Origin of the sequence: Aeromonas sp. QDB63 (assembly GCF_027707425.1) — a bacterium.
Taxonomy (GTDB): domain Bacteria; phylum Pseudomonadota; class Gammaproteobacteria; order Enterobacterales; family Aeromonadaceae; genus Aeromonas; species Aeromonas caviae.
Window position 1 is genome coordinate 76877 of record NZ_JAPCIS010000011.1, and the last position, 17427, is coordinate 94303.

12 protein-coding genes are annotated in these 17427 nt (G+C 61.2%); 8 read left to right on the forward strand and 4 right to left on the reverse strand.

Features of this window, described 5'->3' with window-relative positions; genetic code table 11:
- Position 1 precedes the first annotated feature (1 nt).
- Entirely contained in the window at positions 2 to 1039 is a 1038-nt protein-coding gene (locus PG879_RS09860) for an AI-2E family transporter (protein WP_223955555.1), read from the reverse strand.
- An 87-nt stretch (positions 1040 to 1126) separates the two neighbouring features.
- Here PG879_RS09860 and PG879_RS09865 point away from each other — a divergent pair, with 87 nt between their 5' ends.
- The 3 genes from PG879_RS09865 (at position 1127) to pbpC (ending at position 8810) form a co-directional block, all read left to right on the forward strand.
- The gene (locus PG879_RS09865; RefSeq protein WP_010674281.1) at positions 1127 to 1261 is read left to right on the forward strand and encodes a hypothetical protein; all 135 of its coding nucleotides are present in this window, start codon (positions 1127 to 1129) and stop codon (positions 1259 to 1261) included.
- 330 nt (positions 1262 to 1591) lie between these two features.
- On the forward strand, positions 1592 to 6436 hold the full coding sequence (locus tag PG879_RS09870; protein ID WP_270830077.1) for an alpha-2-macroglobulin family protein: 4845 nt from the start codon (positions 1592 to 1594) through the stop codon (positions 6434 to 6436).
- The gene (gene pbpC / locus PG879_RS09875) at positions 6402 to 8810 is read left to right on the forward strand and encodes a penicillin-binding protein 1C (protein WP_270830079.1); all 2409 of its coding nucleotides are present in this window, start codon (positions 6402 to 6404) and stop codon (positions 8808 to 8810) included. Before PG879_RS09870 ends, pbpC begins: the two co-directional genes overlap by 35 nt.
- Positions 8811 to 8898: 88 nt before the next feature.
- Here pbpC and PG879_RS09880 read toward each other — a convergent pair whose 3' ends face one another.
- Positions 8899 to 9858 carry a hypothetical protein gene (locus PG879_RS09880; protein WP_010674284.1) on the reverse strand — a complete coding sequence of 320 codons (960 nt, stop codon included), beginning with the start codon at positions 9856 to 9858 and terminating at the stop codon, positions 8899 to 8901.
- Between the two features lie 164 nt (positions 9859 to 10022).
- Between PG879_RS09880 and thiI the strand changes: the two genes are divergently transcribed.
- Positions 10023 to 11471 (forward strand): tRNA uracil 4-sulfurtransferase ThiI, encoded by a 1449-nt coding sequence (gene thiI, locus PG879_RS09885; RefSeq protein ID WP_010674285.1) that lies wholly within the window; start codon positions 10023 to 10025, stop codon positions 11469 to 11471.
- 75 nt (positions 11472 to 11546) lie between these two features.
- Here the strand turns inward: thiI and PG879_RS09890 are convergent, their stop codons facing one another.
- Together PG879_RS09890 and PG879_RS09895 are read right to left on the reverse strand one after the other, a co-directional pair.
- The gene (locus PG879_RS09890; RefSeq protein WP_039038657.1) at positions 11547 to 11939 is read right to left on the reverse strand and encodes a hypothetical protein; all 393 of its coding nucleotides are present in this window, start codon (positions 11937 to 11939) and stop codon (positions 11547 to 11549) included.
- Positions 11940 to 12040: 101 nt separating this feature from the next.
- Positions 12041 to 12673: a trimeric intracellular cation channel family protein gene (locus PG879_RS09895; protein ID WP_042075824.1), complete on the reverse strand. Its 633-nt coding sequence runs from the start codon at positions 12671 to 12673 to the stop codon at positions 12041 to 12043.
- 382 nt (positions 12674 to 13055) lie between these two features.
- Between PG879_RS09895 and PG879_RS09900 the strand changes: the two genes are divergently transcribed.
- The 4 genes from PG879_RS09900 to fliD all read left to right on the forward strand — a co-directional run bounded on the left by PG879_RS09900 (position 13056) and on the right by fliD (position 17409).
- Positions 13056 to 13964: a flagellin N-terminal helical domain-containing protein gene (locus PG879_RS09900; RefSeq protein WP_270830084.1), complete on the forward strand. Its 909-nt coding sequence runs from the start codon at positions 13056 to 13058 to the stop codon at positions 13962 to 13964.
- Positions 13965 to 14580: 616 nt separating this feature from the next.
- Positions 14581 to 15486: a flagellin N-terminal helical domain-containing protein gene (locus PG879_RS09905; RefSeq protein WP_270830085.1), complete on the forward strand. Its 906-nt coding sequence runs from the start codon at positions 14581 to 14583 to the stop codon at positions 15484 to 15486.
- A 39-nt stretch (positions 15487 to 15525) separates the two neighbouring features.
- Positions 15526 to 15981, forward strand: a complete 456-nt coding sequence (locus PG879_RS09910; protein WP_270830088.1) for a flagellar protein FlaG — start codon at positions 15526 to 15528, stop codon at positions 15979 to 15981.
- A gap of 33 nt (positions 15982 to 16014) precedes the next feature.
- Positions 16015 to 17409, forward strand: coding sequence for a flagellar filament capping protein FliD (gene fliD, locus PG879_RS09915; protein ID WP_270830089.1), 1395 nt, complete (start codon positions 16015 to 16017; stop codon positions 17407 to 17409).
- The last annotated feature ends 18 nt before the right edge of the window (positions 17410 to 17427 follow it).

Here is a 17427-nt window from a genome sequence, read left to right on the forward strand (position 1 = left end):
GTTATTTTTCCGCGTTGGCCAGACCGTCGTTGACCCAGGCCATGAAGATGCGATAGCCGATGGAGAGCAGGGTGGCACCGATGAACATGCCGAGGATGCCATTGGTGGCCATGCCGCCGAGGGCCCCCAGCAGCACTACCGGCATGGGCGCATCGACACCACGTCCCAGCAGCAGCGGCTTGAGCACGTTGTCGGCCATGCCGGCCACGACCAGCAGCACTGAGTAGATGACGTTGAGCAGGGTGCCGTGATCCCCCGCCATCCACATGAAGGCGATGGCCGGTCCCGTGACCAGGATGACGGGGACCTGGGCGATACCCAGGATCAGCGCCAGGACGAAGAAAATGCCGACCGCCGGGATCCCGGCGAGGGACATGATGACGCCAGCCAGCAGGGCCTGGATGAAGGCGACCCCGATGACCCCCATGGCCACGGCCCGGATGGTGCTGGTGCACAGCTTGGTCAGGGCGAGGCCCTTGCGCTCATCGGTGATGCGCATGGCGATGCGCTCGGCGCTGATGGCACCCGGCGCCCCCCAGGCCATGATGATGCCAGCCACGATGAAAGAGGCGACGAAGCCCAGCAGGCCGCCCCCCATGCTGGCGAGCATGGTGACAGTCTGCTTGGCCATGTCGCCGAGCTGCGGCTTGTAGCTGATGAGGAGGCTCGGCAGATCCACGGATGCCTTGGTCCATAAGGCGTGCAGCTTGGCACCGATCAGCGGGATGCTGGCGATGTCGGCGGAAGGCGCCGGAATCACCAGAGTGTTGTTGTTCACCTTGTCTATCAGGGCGCTGACGCTGTCTCCCAGGGAGCCGAGCATGGCAACGGTGGGGGCCACGATGAGCAGGATGCCCAGCAGGACCAGCAGGGTGGACGACTGGCCCTGTTTTCCCCCGAGTCGGGCGGCAAAGCGCTGATGGAGGGGGTAAAGGGTGACCGCCAGGATCAGGGCCCACAGCATCATGTTCATGAAGGGGGAGAACACGGTGAAGCAGAACGAGCCTAGCGCCAGAATAAGGCCAAATTTGATGAACATGTCCAGGAATCGGGCAACCAATCTTTTTTCGACGAGGGACAGATCGTTATTTTCCATGCTGATATGACTCCAGAGAGGGATGGATGCATGACCCCGCTGACCCTGTGTGAACTCAAGGTCGGCATTCTGGTCGATGGACAATTAATAAGTTTGTTTTCAATGGTTGAGGCATACATCGAGCGCACCTGCACGTTATGTATGGCACAGGTGTTCAAGGCTTAAAAAATATTTATCTGCTTGATATGTCGTTGATTGGAAGGCCTGCGTTGAGCAGGGCCGAGAATAATGAATGGCCCGATCGCGCACAAGTGAACAGTGGTGCCCGGTTTAGCCTGGGTTCAGAAAATCACGACAATCCTCTTTCATGGAACAGGACATCGCATGCAGGGTCTCGAATAAACCTCGCGGTTCACGGGGCGTCGCGCTCCCGTTCGAGGCGATGCGCCCATCTCTGTTGGCCGATGCCGCCCGATATGGCAGTTGGTGTTCCCGGGAGTGACGCTTTATTCTATTGGCTCCTGCGCTGCGGCGATCCAACCCGGGATGAACACCATGCACCTCTCTCTCTCCTGCCCCGTGACTCGTCTTCCCCGTGTGGCCTGGCTGGCGGCGCTGCTGCTGGCTGGTTGCGGCCCCGACAAGCCTGTCAGCCAGGTTCCGACGACAGAACCGATGGCCCGGCAGGAGGCGGGAGCGCCCGCCTCCGTGGTGCAGGCCAATGCCCGCCAATATAGGGATGCCCCTGCGCTGGCGCTGGTCTTCTCCGGCCCCTTGGTGCCCAAGGCAAACTGGCAGAGCTGGCTTTCTGTGAGTGAAGGGGGCAAGCAGGTGCAGGGGGAGTGGATCCTGGCCGACGATGGTCGCACCCTCTATTTCCCGAACGTCCAGCCCGACAAACGCTACGAGGTGAGCCTCAAGGCGGGGCTGGGCCCATCCCCCCAGAGCTGGACCCTCAAAACCCGGCCGCTGGAGGCGGGGGCGTCGTTTACCGCGAGCGGCATGGTATTGCCGCTGCGCGACGAGCTGCGCCTGCCCATCAGCGCGGTCAATGTGGACGAGGTCAATATCGACTTCTTCCGGGTCGATGCCGAATACCTGCCCCGTTTCCTGGCCGAGTATCGCCCCGGTGCCGGCATGGGCAACTGGGAGCTTGAGCAGATCACCAAGCGGGCCAAGCGGGTGTTCAGCGGCCGTTACGCGCTGGAGCTCGATGCCAACCGGCGCGAGACCCGCCTCATCAATGTGAAGGAGCCGCAGCTGGCGGAGGCTGGCGTCTACTTTGCGGTGATGTCGCCCCTTGGCAACTACGACTGGCGCAAGGAGACCACCTACTTTGCGGTGAGCGACATGGGGCTCAGTGCCCGCCGTTACCGCGATGAGCTGGAGGTGTTCGTCAGCTCCCTGGCCAGCGCCGACCCCCTCAAGGATGTGCAGCTCTCCCTGCTCGACCAGAAGGGCAACCGGCTGCAGGTGCAAACCACCGACCCCCAAGGTCATCGCCGCTTCGATCAGGTGCAGGGGGCTCGCCTGCTGCTGGCCGAGCAGGGCAAGCATCTGGCGGTGCTGCGCCTCGACGGGGCGGCGCTCGATCTCTCCACCTTCGATCTCGGCACCCAGCCCTGGCAGGCCCAGCAGCTCTATCTGTTCAGCGGGCGCGATCTCTATCGTCCCGGCGAGCGGCTCGACAGCGAGATCCTGCTCAAGGGGCAGGATGGTCAGCTGCTGCCGGGGATGGCGGTAGAGCTGGAGGTGAAACAGCCGGACGGCCAGCTGCTCGAACAAAAGCGGCTGCTGCCGGACAATTTGGGCGCGGCCCACTACGGTCTGCGTTTGCCGGATGATGCGCCGCTCGGGCGCTGGACCATCAACCTCAAGACCGCTGCCGGTAGCCGCTTCGAGTGGCCTTTTCTGGTGGAGGAGTTTCTGCCGGAGCGGCTGAAACTGCAGCTTGGCAAGGGGCCGGATGGGGAAGTGACGACTCTGGACGCCGCCCTCACTTTGCCGCTGCAAGGGGACTATCTCTACGGCGCACCAGCCAGCGCCACCAAGGCCAAGGCGGAGGTGAAGTTAAGCCGCGCCACCATGCCTTTTACTCAGTGGCAGGAGTTCACCCTGGGTGACGTGCTGCTCGCCGAGCAGGCCAGGGATCTCGAGCCGCTGAATCTCACCCTGGATGCGCAGGGGCAGGGGACTTTTTCGCTTGCTGATGAGCTCGATGGGGTGCGCGCCCTCGGGCCGCTGGAGGTGGCTTATCGGGTGTCGCTCTCCGAGCCCGGCGGTCGCGCCGTCAATCGCAGCCGCACCCAGTATGGCTGGCCCGCGGGCAGCCAGTGGCCCGCGCTCAAGGCCGATTTCGTAGCGGAGCGGGTAGAGGGGGGCAAGCCGCTCCCCTTCCAGATCCTCAACCTCGATGAACAAGGCCAGCCGGTGGCGGGGGCGGTGAAGGTGCGCCTCATCAACGAGTACCGCGACTACTACTGGCACTACGCCGATGGGGAGGGGTGGAAGTACGAGTTCAACAGCCAGCCCTATCTGGAGCAGGAGCAGACCCTGCAGCTGGATGGCAAGGGGCCGACCCCGCTCACGCTGCAACTGGCTGCGGGCTGGTATCGGTTGGAGGTGGAGAACAGTCAGGGCCATCAATCCAGCCTGCGGGTGGAGATAGGCAGTTACGCCTGGGGTGGCGGTGGCGAGCAGGCGCGGCCTGACAAGATTGCCATCACCCTCGACAAGCGCGCCTATCTGGCCGGGGACAAGGCCAAAGTGACGCTGGTGGCCCCTCGACCCGGCAAGGGCTTGCTGCTGGTGGAAGATGGCGACGGCCTGCGCTGGTGGCAGCGTATCGAGCTCATGGGGGCCGGCGGCGATGCCAAGGATGCCCGCGGCGAGTTCGAGATCCCGGTCAGCCCCGAGTGGCAGCGTCATGATCTGCATATCTCGGCCCAGATCGCCGCGCCAGACAGTGACTCAAAGCCGGTGAGCCAAAAGAGTGTGCAGAGCCTGCGCTCGGTCGGTCTGGTGCCGCTCACCCTGGATCGGGAAGCGCGCCGTCTGCAGCTCACCCTGAGCGCGCCTGATAAAGCGGTGCCGCTCACCCGGCTGGAAGTGACCGCAACCTCCACCCCCAATAGCCAGGGGCGGGTGGTGCTGGCGGCGGTGGATCGGGGCGTGCTCAACATCAGCGACTACCAGCCGCTCGACCCGTTCGAGATCTTCTTTGGTCGCAAGCGCTTCGCCCAAGATTTGTTCGACAACTACGGCCAGGTGATCCCGCCGCAGGATGGCAAGCTGGCCCGCCTCAACTACGGGGGCGATCGGGCGCCGCTGAAAAAGGGTGGCGCGCTGGAGAGCCGGGTCGAGATAGCCGCACTGTGGAGTGGCGAGGTGAGCTTTGATGAGAGCGGCAAGGCGGTGATCCCGCTCGATCTACCCAACTTCAACGGCGAGCTGGCGCTGATGGCGCTGGCCTGGAACGAACAGCAGGTCGGTGAGGCCGAGCGCGCCGTCAAGGTGGTGGCGCCCTTGGTGGCCGAGATTGGCTGGCCGCGCTTTGGCGCCAGAGGCGATGAGACCCGGGCGCTGGTGCAGCTGCGCAACATGAGCGGTGAGGATCAGACCCTCTCCCTTGCCTGGACCCTCAACGGCGGGCTCAAGGCAAATGGCGAGCTGCCCGGCACCCTTTCCCTTAAAAACGGCGAGGAGCAGTGGCTGACCCTGCCGCTCACCGTGACCGGGGCGAGCGGTGTGGCGAGCCTGCAGTTGGCAGCCAGCGGCAAGGATTTTGCCATCAGCCGCGACTGGTATCTGCCGCTGCGCTCCCCCTGGCCGGCCGAGACTCGCCAGCGCTATCAGATGCTGTCCCCCGGCCAGCAGATGAGCTTTGCGCCAGCTGAGCTGGCCGGGCTGGATCGCGCCAACCTGCAGGGGCTGCTCAGCCTCTCCGGCACTCCCCCCTGGGATCCGGCAGCCCAGTGGCAGGCGCTGGCCGACTACCCCTACGCCTGTCTGGAGCAGACCCTGTCCCGTGCCTGGCCTTACTTGCTGACCACGGCGGATGAGCGGGCCGCCTGGAGTAAACCCGCAGCGGGCAAGAAAGCGGCGAGTGAGGCGGATGTGCAGCGCGCCCTGCTGCAACGGCTGCAGCGGTTGCAACTGCCAAGCGGCGGTTTTGGCCTGTGGGATGGTCGCTCCGACGAGGAGCAGTGGCTCACCGCCTATGCCGCCGACTATCTGCTGGCGCGCAAGGAGGCGGGCGACTCCGTGCCGGAGGCGATGCTCAATCAGGCGCTGAACCGGTTGCAGAGCTATCTTACCGACAGTCAGTATGGTGAGCGCTGGAGCAGTGCTCCCGAGCACAGCCGGCTGGCCTATCAGGCTTACAGTGCCTATGTGCTGGCCCGGGTGGGCAAGGCGCCGCTCGCTACCCTGCGCCTTGTCTGGGAGCAGCAGGCCGATCACGCCCGCTCCGGCTTGCCGCTCTTGCACCTCTCGCTGGCGCTCTCGGCCATGGGGGATGAGCAGAACGCCGCCAAGGCCCTCAGCCGGGCATTGGCGACCGAGCGCGGTGATGACTATCTGGGTGATTACGGCTCGCCGCTGCGCGATCAGGCCCTTGAGCTCTCCTTGCTGCGCCAGCACAAGCTGGCTGCGGAGCGCTGGCCTGATCTCAGTGCCAAGGTGGCCGATACCCTGGCTCACCGTCAGTGGCTCAGCACCCAGGAGCGGCTCGCCCTGCTGCGACTGGCCCGCGTCGATCCGGCCGCCGACTGGCAGGCCAGGGTAACTTCCTCTCTTGGCAGTGGATCCCTGAGCGGTTCGGCTCCGCTGCATCAGGGTGCCTCAGAGGCACTGGCCGCGAGCACCGTCACCAACGAGGGCAGGGGATCCCTCTATGTGCAGCGCACCCTGGTCGGTTACCCCGAACAGGCTCCTACCAGATTGAGTCAGGGGATAAGCGTGACCCGCAGCTGGTTCAACAGCGACGGTCAGCGTTTTGACCCGACCAAGGTGAAGGTCGGCGATCTGGTGGTGGTGCGGCTCAATGTCAGCAGTGAATCGGCGGTGCCCGATGCCCTGCTGGTGGAGATGGTGCCCGCCGGCTTCGAGCTGGAGAATCCGGCCCTTGGCAACAGCATCAAGCTCGAAGAGCTCTCCATCGAGGGGAAACCGGCGTGGCAGAGCGAGTGGAACGACTACCTCAAGCATCAGGAGTTTCGTGATGACCGCTACACGGCAGCGCTGGATCTGAGCGAGGGGAGCAACCAGCAACTGGTCTACCTGATGCGGGCGGTGACGCCGGGTCGCTATCAGGTGCCGCCGACCCAGGTGGAGGATATGTACCGACCCGAGATCCGGGCTGTGGGTGAGGATATCCACGAGGTGCTTATCTCTGAGTAACACACCCTCCCTTGAGCGGGTTCGCCCGCTCACCCGTTGGCAGCGTTGCTGGCTGAGCCTGGGTCGCACTGGCCACGCTGGCTGGCGCTGGCTTGGTGGCCTGCCACGCTGGCTGCGCTTTTCGGTGCTGGGCGTTGTAGCACTGCCCCTGTCATTGCTGGTGCTGGATCGACTATTCCCGCCGCCACCGCTCGACCCTGCCTATGCACGGGTGGTGCTCGACATGAAGGGGCGGCCGCTGCGCGCCTTTGCCGATACCAGCGGCGTGTGGCGCTACCCCGTGACCCTGGAGCAGGTCTCCCCCCGCTATATTGAGGCGCTGCTGGGCTACGAGGATCGCTACTTCTGGCGTCATCCCGGAGTCAATCCGGTGGCCATGGTGCGCGGGGTCTGGCAGTGGCTGCGCTATGGGCGGGCTGTATCGGGCGGCTCGACCCTTACCATGCAGGTGGCGCGTCTTATCGAGCCCTACCACAGGAGCGTGCCCGGCAAGCTGCGCCAGATGGCGCGCGCGCTACAGCTGGAGTGGCACTACGACAAGCGCACCCTGCTCACCGTCTACCTCAACCGGGCGCCGTTTGGCGGCAATCTTGAGGGGGTGCAGGCGGCAAGTTTTGCCTACCTGGGCAAGAGTGCGGCCAAGCTGACCTATGCCGAGGCAGCGCTCTTGGCGGTGCTGCCGCAGGCTCCCAGCCGCAACCGGCCGGACCGGCATCCCGAGCGGGCCCGCACCGCCCGCGACAAGGTGATGCAGCGGCTGGTGGTGCAGGGCGTCTGGCCAGAGCAGGTTTGGCAGGAGGGGCGTATAGAGCCGGTGCTGGCTCGCGGTCACTTCACGCCGATGGCGGCGCCACTGTTTGCCCGTCTCGCCGCCGACCATCAGGCCGGGGCCCTGGTGCATACCACCATCGACGGCGATCTGCAGCGTTGGTTGGAGGGGCGGGTGGCGAGCTATATCCGCCGCTTCCCCGAGCAGACCTCAGCGGCGTTGCTCCTGGTCGACAACAGGACCATGGCGGTGCGCGCCTATGTGGGCAGCGCCGAGTATGGCAATCTGCGTCGCCACGGTTACCTCGACATGGTGCAGGCGATCCGCTCCCCCGGCTCCACCCTCAAGCCCTTCATCTACGGTCTGGCGATGGACGAGGGGTTGGTGCACTCGGCCTCCCTGCTCTCCGATGCGCCAAGGCTCGGGTCTGACTATCGCCCCGCCAACTTCTCCGGCGCCTTTCAGGGGCCGGTGACCCTTGCCCAGGCGCTGCAGCAATCCCTCAACGTGCCGGCGGTGCAGGTGCTGGAGGCGCTTGGGGCAGACAAGCTGGTCAGCCGCCTCGACAACGCCGGGGTGAGGCTGGCGCTCTCCGACAAGCCCAATCCGGCCATTGCGCTGGGGGCAGCGGGCATTCGGCTCGAGCAGCTGGTGGCGCTCTACAGTGCGCTGACCCGGCAGGGGCAGGTGGCGATGCCGGTCTGGCTGGCGGGGCAGCAGGCGGTGTCACGCCCCTTGCTGAGCCCGGGAGCGGCCTGGATCATCTGGCAAATATTGAGCGCGCAGGGGCGCTCAGATCAGCCCTTTGCCAGCGAGGCGACAGGCCGGGTCAACCGGCTGGCCTGGAAGACCGGCACCAGCTATGGCTATCGCGACAGCTGGGCGATGGGGGTCTCCGGTCGCTGGACTATCGGCGTCTGGTTGGGGCGCCCCGACGGCACTCCCATGCCCGGTTTCTACGGCCAGAGCGCGGCAGTGCCGCTGCTGCTCTCTGCCTATTCGCGGCTCTCGGACAACAGCCCCCTGCCGGCACAACCCAACACGGTGAGCGAGGCCGAAGTTTGCTGGCCCCTGGGGCGCAAGGGGAGCGCGACCCTGCCTGAGGCCTGTTTGCAGCATCAGAGCGCCTGGTTGCTGGAAGGGCGCGACCCTCCCACCTTGCCGGATCCCATGGATTGGCCCTCGCCGCTGCGCCAGGTTGCGCTCACTGTCGACGGCAAGCCGACGCTGACCCGCTGCCACGATGCGGCACAATCCGCTTTTAGAGCGCTCTGGCCGCTGTCGCTGGAGCCATGGCGCTCACCGGGCGAGCGGCGTCAGGCGCTGCTTGCCAGGGGCTGCGCGGGGGAGGGACAGAGCGCCGAGCAGCAGGCCCCCATCCGCATCCTGGCGCTGGGGGAGGGCAACCTTATCCGCAGTCAGCGCTATCGGTTGCAGCCCAGGGTGCTCGGCGGTGTCGGCAAGCCGGCCTGGTTTCTCAACGGGCAGCGGCTGCGCTGGGACGGGGATCAAGTAGTGAGCAAGGCGGGCCGCTATCAGCTAGTGGTGGTGGATGAGGCGGGAAACAGCGATCGCATCGAGTTTCGGCTGGAAAACTCCTCCTGAGGGCGTGGTGAGCGCCAAAATATTGACAGCATCGGTGATGGTCCCGATGCCGTCAGTTGATTGTCGATTCCCCGGCAGAGGCGGGGAGTCAGGGCTTGACCTGCCCCAGCCGGGTGAAGAAATGCCGGCTCTTGCGCTGGTGGAAGTGGCTCTTCTTGATGGGATGAAACACCAGGTCGCTCTGTGGGTGACTCTCCTTGAGGTGGTGGATCATCGCCATGGCCGGTAAGCCAGTACTGACGAGCGTGGTGAGCGGCAGGGTGACGGTCTCGGGTCCCAGCAAGGGTGTGAACCCCTGCTGGGCCTGCTCGAAGCGGGTCAACACGGCGGGTTCGGCGTAGCCGCTGCCCAGCATGGCGAGCAGGGCATCGAGGGCCTGATGGAACTCGGCGAGCTGCTGACGAAAGCCGCTTCGCCCCCGCAGGGCAATGAGCTCTGCAAACGGGATGTCGGCCAGGTGAGTGGGCACTTGCAGCGGGATCTCGAGGTGGAAGCAATCCTGACCGCCGCGATTGTGGTAGCGAGATTCGAGCAGGTGAAGCAGGCGGTCGAGATAGTCGTGATCGGTAATCAGCGCCCCGTCATTGGCGAGTGCCCACTCACGGGCGAGGCGCATGGAGAGCAGGTTGGCAAAGCGGCGCGCCATTCTGATCCCCCCTTCATCCTGCGTCGCAAAGCCGTGGGTCAGACAAAACCCGTGCAGCCGCTCCAGTCCCGCCTGAGCCGGGCAGAAGCAGTCGTGGTTGGGGGCTGAACGCCAGCGGGCGATGAGCTCCCTGTTGCCAAACACCTTGTGACGCACGAAGTCGGGGGCGACCAGGCCGGCAATCTGGCTCTCGACCTGGGGCGTGATATGGGCGAAGAAGGCGGGTTGTGGCGGCTCGGCCAGCAGGTCGGTTTGCTGGCGCAGGGTCTCCAGCAGGGCGGTGAGACCGCTCTTCTCACTGACGGTGAAGACGAAGGCGAGCCGCTCCAGATAGAGCAGGGCAAACTTGAGCCAGAGCTCGTCGCGTACCTCCATGCCGGGGTAGTAGATATGGGTTTTCATGGATGCTGTGTTGCCAGGATGCAGGGGTGGGAATATACGCATGATTGCCCGGATGCGGCAAACTTTGCGTGGGGGAATGTGAGCAGCCGCTCATGCAGTAGGCGCTGGTCACAAAGTTCTGATATAATTCGCGCCCTTAAATCAAGGCCACCCGAGTCATTACCATGAAGTTCATTATCAAGCTGTTCCCTGAAATCACCATCAAGAGCAAGTCGGTTCGCCAGCGCTTTATCAAGATCCTGCAGGGCAATATCCGCAATGTCCTGCGCCGCTTTGACGACGATGCCCGGGTGCGGATGGATTGGGACAAGCTGATCGTGAGCTCCCGCAATGACCAGTTCCGCGAGCAAGCCATCGAAGCCCTGGCCTGCATCCCCGGCATTCAGGCCTTCCTCGAGGTGCAGGCCAGCAAGTTTACCGACCTGCACGACATCTTCGAGCAGGTGAAAGCCGTCTGGGGTGATCAGCTCGAGGGCAAGACCTTCTGCGTGCGTGCCAAGCGCCACGGCAAGCACGAGTTCTCCTCCCTCGAAGTGGAGCGCTACGTGGGCGGTGGTTTGAACCAGCACTGCGTGAGCAACGGCGTGCGCCTCAAGAACCCGGATGTAAAGATCAACCTCGAGATCGATGGCGAGGAGCTTTTCATCGTCAGCGCCATCCACCAGGGGCTGAGCGGCATGCCCATCGCCACCCAGGAAGATGTGCTGAGCTTGCTCTCCGGCGGGTTTGACTCGGGTGTCGCCTCCTTCCAGTTCATCAAGCGCGGCTGCCGGGTGCACTACTGCTTCTTCAATCTGGGTGGGGCGGCTCACGAGATTGGCGTCAAGCAGGTGGCCTATCACCTGTGGAACCGTTTCGGCTCCTCCCACCGGGTGCGCTTCACCGCGGTGGACTTCGAGCCCGTGGTGGCCGAGATCCTCGAGAAGATCGACAACGGCCAGATGGGGGTGGTGCTCAAGCGGATGATGATGCGTGCCGCTGCCAAGGTGGCCGACGAGTTCCAGATCCCGGCCCTGGTGACCGGCGAGTGCGTTGGCCAGGTTTCCAGCCAGACCCTCACCAATCTGAACGTCATCGACCGGGTGACCGACAAGGTGATCCTGCGCCCGCTCATCACCTGGGACAAGCCGGACATCATCAGCGAAGCCCGCCGCATCGGCACCCTGGAGTTCGCGGAGACCATGCCGGAGTATTGCGGCGTGATTTCCAAGAAGCCGACCGTGAAGGCCGAGCTCTCCCGCATCGAGGCGGAAGAGGAGAACTTCGACTTTGCCATTCTGGACAAGGTGGTGGCCGAGGCCCGCTACCTCGACATTCGTCGCATCGGTGAAGAGACCGCCGCCGAGGTGCAGGAGGTGGAGACCACCGCCGAGAGCGGTGACGACGAGGTGATCCTGGACATTCGCTCCATGGAGGAGCATGACGACAAGCCGCTGGTGGTGGAAGGGCGCGAGATCATGCATATCCCCTTCTTCAAGCTGGCCACCGCCTTTGGTGACCTGCCGAAAGAGAAGACCTACCTGCTCTATTGCGATCGTGGCGTGATGAGCAAACTGCAGGCGCTTTACCTGAAAGAGAAGGGCTTTGCCAACGTCAAGGTCTACCGTCCGTGATGTGACGGCAAGACGCGTATAAAAAATCCGGCCAAGGCGCCGGATTTTTTATTTCACTCGGATGAAGGTAGACGCTCAGGGGCAGGGGACCGGGGTGAAGGTTTCCTGACCCTGACAGCGCCAGCCCATCTCGGCCTGACGCATCTGCCACAGGTTGTTGCTGCGAAACAGGGTCAGGATGTAGAGCATGTCGCTACGCTGGCCATCAAGGGCCACCGAGAGCACCAGATCGTTGTCCAGCTGTTGAGCATGGATACGGGTGGGTACATCTTTATGGCCCACGAAGCGGCGAGCCACTTCGCGATAGTCGTTGACCCAGCCTTGCTGACTGCTGCTCGCCTGACGGATCTGCTGGTTGAACTGCTGCACCGGGGTGGATGCCAGACGCCCGAACAGGGCCTGTGCTCCCGCATGAGCCGCTGCCACCATCATCAGAACAAGCGTGGTAATGAGCCCAAGTTTTTGCATGAGGTTTTCCGGCTTGAAACGACCCCTGTATGACAACAGAAAAGCCGGCTTGGTTCAATCTTGTCCCTGCCGGGATGGGATCTCGCCCACTCTGAGGCTTCTCAGTTGCGCTGCAGCGAGAAGGTGGGCAGGGAGAGGTGCCAGTAGATGGCCGCCACCCGCAGACCAAACACCCCGAGCATGCTGATGAGCATGGCGCTGACCCTGTCTACCCCGACCTCCAGCGACAGGGTATAGAGGATGCCGCCCAGAATGCAGGCGGTGGCGTAGATCTCCTTTTGCAGCACCATGGGCACCTCCCGGGCCAGCACGTCACGGATCATGCCGCCCGCAACCCCCGTCATGGTGCCCATGATCACCGCAATGAGCCCGGGTGTGCCGAAATTGAGGGCCTTCTGGGCACCGATCACGGTAAAGAGCGCCAACCCGAAGGCGTCCGCCACCGGCAGCACGTACCAGGGCATGCGGCGGGGCAGTTTGACCATCCACATGCCGACGAGGGCCGTGGCGATCACCACCCAGATGTAGAGAGGGTCGCGAACCCAGAACACCGGGGTCGCCCCCAGGATCATGTCGCGGATGGTGCCGCCACCGATGGCAGTCACCGCGGCCAGCACCATGACGCCAAAGCCGTCCATTCTGAGACGACCCGCCACCAGGACCCCCGAAAACGCGAATACCGCAGTACCAAACATGTCGCTGATGTAAACGATCTGCTCAACCAGAGTCTGCATGGAGAACAACTCACGTCTAATAGATGATGGGGCGGCGATTTTAGGGGCAAGGTGTGGGGATGAGCAATGCTGGCGTGCAAAAGTGGGAGCCAGCGCCGGTTTCTGAAGGCTGGGTGAAGATCACGCTCCCGCCTTGTCTGATGCGGGCTGTGGCCACTATGGCCCGTGGGGCAGGCAGTCAGGTGACAAAAAATCCCGATTTTTTTCTCAAGGGAAGGGAATAGAGGCCGATATATAGGTTAGGCGGCGATTACTGCCAGAAAGGCAGAAAAAAGAAATTAAAGCCTTGTGAAAAGGCGCCGTTAACTAAACATATCAGGCACAAAACACAATAAAGCCTGAGTGAATTAAAGTTAAATTTTAATAGCTTAGGAGAAAAATCATGAGTCTGTATATCAATACCAACGTTTCATCGCTCAACGCTCAGCGTAACATGATGAACAGCACCAAATCCCTGGATACCTCCTACACCCGTCTGGCCTCCGGCCTGCGCATCAACAGCGCCAAGGACGATGCGGCAGGTCTGCAGATCTCCAACCGTCTGACCTCCCAGATCAACGGTCTGGACCAGGGCAACCGCAACGCCAACGACGGCATCTCCCTGGCGCAGACAGCTGAAGGTGCCATGGACGAAGTGACCGGCATGCTGCAGCGGATGCGTACTCTGGCCCAGCAATCGGCCAACGGTTCCAACTCTGATAAAGATCGTGCAGCTCTGCAAAAGGAGGTGAATCAACTGGGTGCCGAAATCAATCGTATCTCTACTTCCACAACCTTTGCGGGCACCAAACTACTCGATGGCAATTTTAGTGGGACTTTCCAAGTGGGAGCTGATGCTAATCAGACCATCGGGTTTAGTTTGGTTCAGTCGGGGGGGTTTAGCATATCGGGGATCGCAAAAGCAGCGGGAACGGATGTAAATTTGGGGACAGTCATCGGGACATCCATCGATATGACGACCATCTTTGGTGGTGGCGCTGATGGTGATATCAACATAGGCACGCAAGCTGATGCGCAGGCTGTCCTTGCTGCTACCGACTTGATGTTGGAGATTGTTGACAGCAAGCGTGCCGAACTTGGTGCGGTGCAAAATCGGCTGGACTCCACCATCCGCAACCAGGCCAACATCTCGGAAAACGTCAGCGCTGCGCGTTCCCGTATCCGCGATGCAGACTTTGCTACCGAGACTGCCAACATGACCAAGCAGAATATTCTGCAGCAGGCAGCCTCCAGCATCTTGTCCCAGGCCAACCAGCGCCCGCAGTCTGCGCTCTCCCTGCTGCAAGGCTAAGAGGACTGATTGCAAGAAAAAGAAAAGGGCGGTTGTTCAGGCCGCCCTGGTAAGCAAGATGGAACAATGGGGTGTTCGGATTTACGCCTTGTCCTATCGAAAGAAAAGTTCTCTTATTGGTATTACCCCTCGAGTGTTGCGCAGATCGTTCACTCTGTCACCCTCGAGGTTGTTCTCCTGAGCGTAAGCTCTTCTTTGGCCGACATTGTCGGCCTTTTTTATGAGCGCCGAAAAATTGGCAGCTCAATAACATTAAGCATAAACCATGCCATGAAAAGCATGTTTCTGTGTTGAATTTTGAACAAGTCCCGACCTCAAGTTAAAAGAATCGAGTTATCCAGCACAGGGCTGTAAGCGGAGAGATATTGCCTCTCTGCTGATGAATACGGCAATAAATTTCCTAAAGCTTCTGATGGGGTTGCCGTTACAGAGAGTGAAGCAAATTGAGGGGTGTTCGGAAATCCAACATTTGCGCAACTGCGGGTCTTGTGTTCGTTCAAACAGGGGGCCCGCCAGATGGCACAGACCGTTCAATCTGTCCATCTGAACGGTGGGACCCTGGCTGCATAGATGCAAGCAGAGCCCGCAGTTTCTTGTTCATCAGGAGAAATCTTTTATGGCCATGTTTATCAATACCAACACTTCATCACTGAACGCCCAGCGTAACTTGATGAATACCAGTAAGTCTTTGGATACCTCTTATACCCGACTGGCATCGGGCCTTCGCATCAACAGTGCCAAGGACGATGCGGCGGGCCTGCAGATCTCAAACCGCCTGACCTCCCAGATCAACGGCCTGGATCAGGGCAACCGCAACGCCAACGACGGCATCTCCCTGGCACAGACCGCGGAAGGGGCCATGGATGAAGTGACCGGCATGCTGCAGCGTATGCGTACCCTGGCCCAACAATCTGCCAACGGCTCCAACTCTGATAAAGATCGTGCAGCTCTGCAAAAGGAGGTGAATCAACTGGGTGCCGAGATCAATCGTATCTCGAAAGATACCACCTTCGCCGGAACCAAGCTGCTGGATGGCAACTACAGCGGCACTTTCCAAGTGGGTGCCGATGCCAATCAGACTATCGGCTTTAGCTTGGCCCAGAGTGGAGGTTTCAGCATATCGGGGATCGCAAAAGCAGCGGGAACGGATGTAAATTTGGGGACAATCATCGGTACATCCATCGATATGACGACCATCTTTGGTGGTGGTGCTGATGGTGATATCAACATAGGCACGCAAGCTGATGCGCAGGCTGTTCTTGCTGCTACCGACTTGATGTTGGAGGTTGTGGACAGCAAGCGTGCCGAACTGGGTGCGGTGCAGAACCGTCTGGATTCCACCATCCGCAACCAGGCCAACATTTCGGAAAACGTCAGCGCCGCGCGCTCCCGGATCCGCGATGCGGACTTTGCCACCGAGACCGCCAACATGACCAAGCAGAATATCCTGCAGCAGGCGGCTTCCAGCATCCTGGCCCAGGCAAACCAGCGTCCGCAGTCGGCTCTGTCACTGCTGGGCTAAGCCGTTACACCCATCAGCTACTGATAGAAGGAGCAGCAGATGGCCAATGAATCGATAGCCATGCCCTCTGTTACTTCGACGCTAACTCAACATGGCGGCCCTCAGGCCGCCATGTCTGTTTCTCCACCCATCGCTGAGGAGCGTGTGGAGCAGCAGGCGGGGGTCGAGCCGACAGCCAAGGCATCGCAAGAACCATCAGCGCATATCAAGGCGTCAGCATCGCGCACCGAGAAGGCGCAATTAGAAAAGCAGGCCCAAGAATTGCAAGAAAGGCTGGACAGTTTGAGCAGAGTGAAGGGATGGACCATCAACTTCAGTCTTGTGCCTGAGCTCGATCAGCCTGTGATCAAGGTGATAGATGCCGATACCAGGCAGGTAATACGCCAGATCCCGAGTGAAGAAATTCTCTTGATGAAAAAGAGACTGCAGGCCATGGAACAGGGGGGAGACGATAGCATCAACCTCTCGGGTCTGTTGTTCGATGGCCAGGTTTGACCCTATTTTTTAAGTTAATAAACAGGAGGATGTATGGCGATTACCTCTGCGGGTGCAGGGTCTGGGCTCCAGCTTGAAAGTGTGATCTCGGCGAGTGTGGAGGCCAAGAAGGCCCAGTTGCAGCAGCCGATCATCACCAAACGCAACAGTACCCAGATCACCTTGTCTGGCATAGGCCAGCTCAAGTCCTCTATCTCCGCCTTCACCGACATCCTCGACAAGTTGAGTGCCCCGGGTGCGTTCAACAAACGGGCCATCAATATCACGCAAGACAAAGATGATCCTGTTCTGAAGATGGAAAGCAAGAGCGGCGGCTCCAACGGTCAGTACAATATTACCGTCAATAAGTTGGCACAGACGAGCCGGCAGGAAGGGATGTTTGACAGCTCGACGGCCCCTCTGATCACCCAGGATGGCAAGTTGACCTTCAAGGCGGGTGACAAGGAATTCAAGGTTGATGTGAAAGCGGGGGATACCCTGCAAGATATCCGCAAGAGCATCAACGGCAGTGGTGACAACTTCGGCCTGAGCGTCAACATAGTCAACACTGCGGATGGCAAGGCAAAACTCATCATCGATTCGGGTGTGTCGGGCGATGGCAAAGATCTGACCATCACGGGCGATAATGCCGAGCTGGATATCTTCTCGACCGGTGCCGCCGGCAGTGCCATGAGTCAGACTCAGCCGGCGAGCAGCGCCGAGATCGTGGTCGATGGCAACGTCCTCAAGAGCGATACCAATGTCTTCGATGACAGCATTCAGGATCTGAAGCTGACGGTGCTGCGGGTATCGGACAAGGACAGCAATGGCGATCTGAAGTCCAACAAGGTGGATATCACCACCGACAAGACCTCCATTCAGGAGCTGGTGCAGCAGTTCGTCGATGGCTACAACGCCTTGCAGGACAAGATAGGGACGCTCGGCAAGCGCAGCAGCTTCGTCGGGGGCGTGAAACAGGATGACGGCGGTGCCTTGGCCGGTGATTCCACGACGCGGGCCATCAGCACCTTCATGAGCAATCTGCTGGTCAGCCCTTCTGAGAGCAGCTCGACCTATTCGACCATCTTCGAGATTGGCATCAAGATGGATAACAAGGGAAAACTGTCCCTCGACAAGACGAAGTTCGGGGAAGCGGTCGACAAGAACTTCGATCAGGTGGTGGCCCTGTTTGGCAATGAAAAGGGCCTTGCCGGCTCTCTGAGCAAGGGGCTCAAAGAATATACCAAGTCAGGGGGCATGCTGGCGCAGCGCACCGATACCCTGAATGCGGATCTGCGTAGCCTGGGTCAGAAAGAAGTGACCAGCAATGCCCAGTTGGTGAAATATGAGGCGGCCCTGCGTGCCCAATACGGCAGCCTGGATGCCCTGCTGGTCAAAATGAACAACTCGGCATCTGCCCTGTCTACATTGCAAATAAAAGATAATTGAGAGTGATATTTCGAGGTT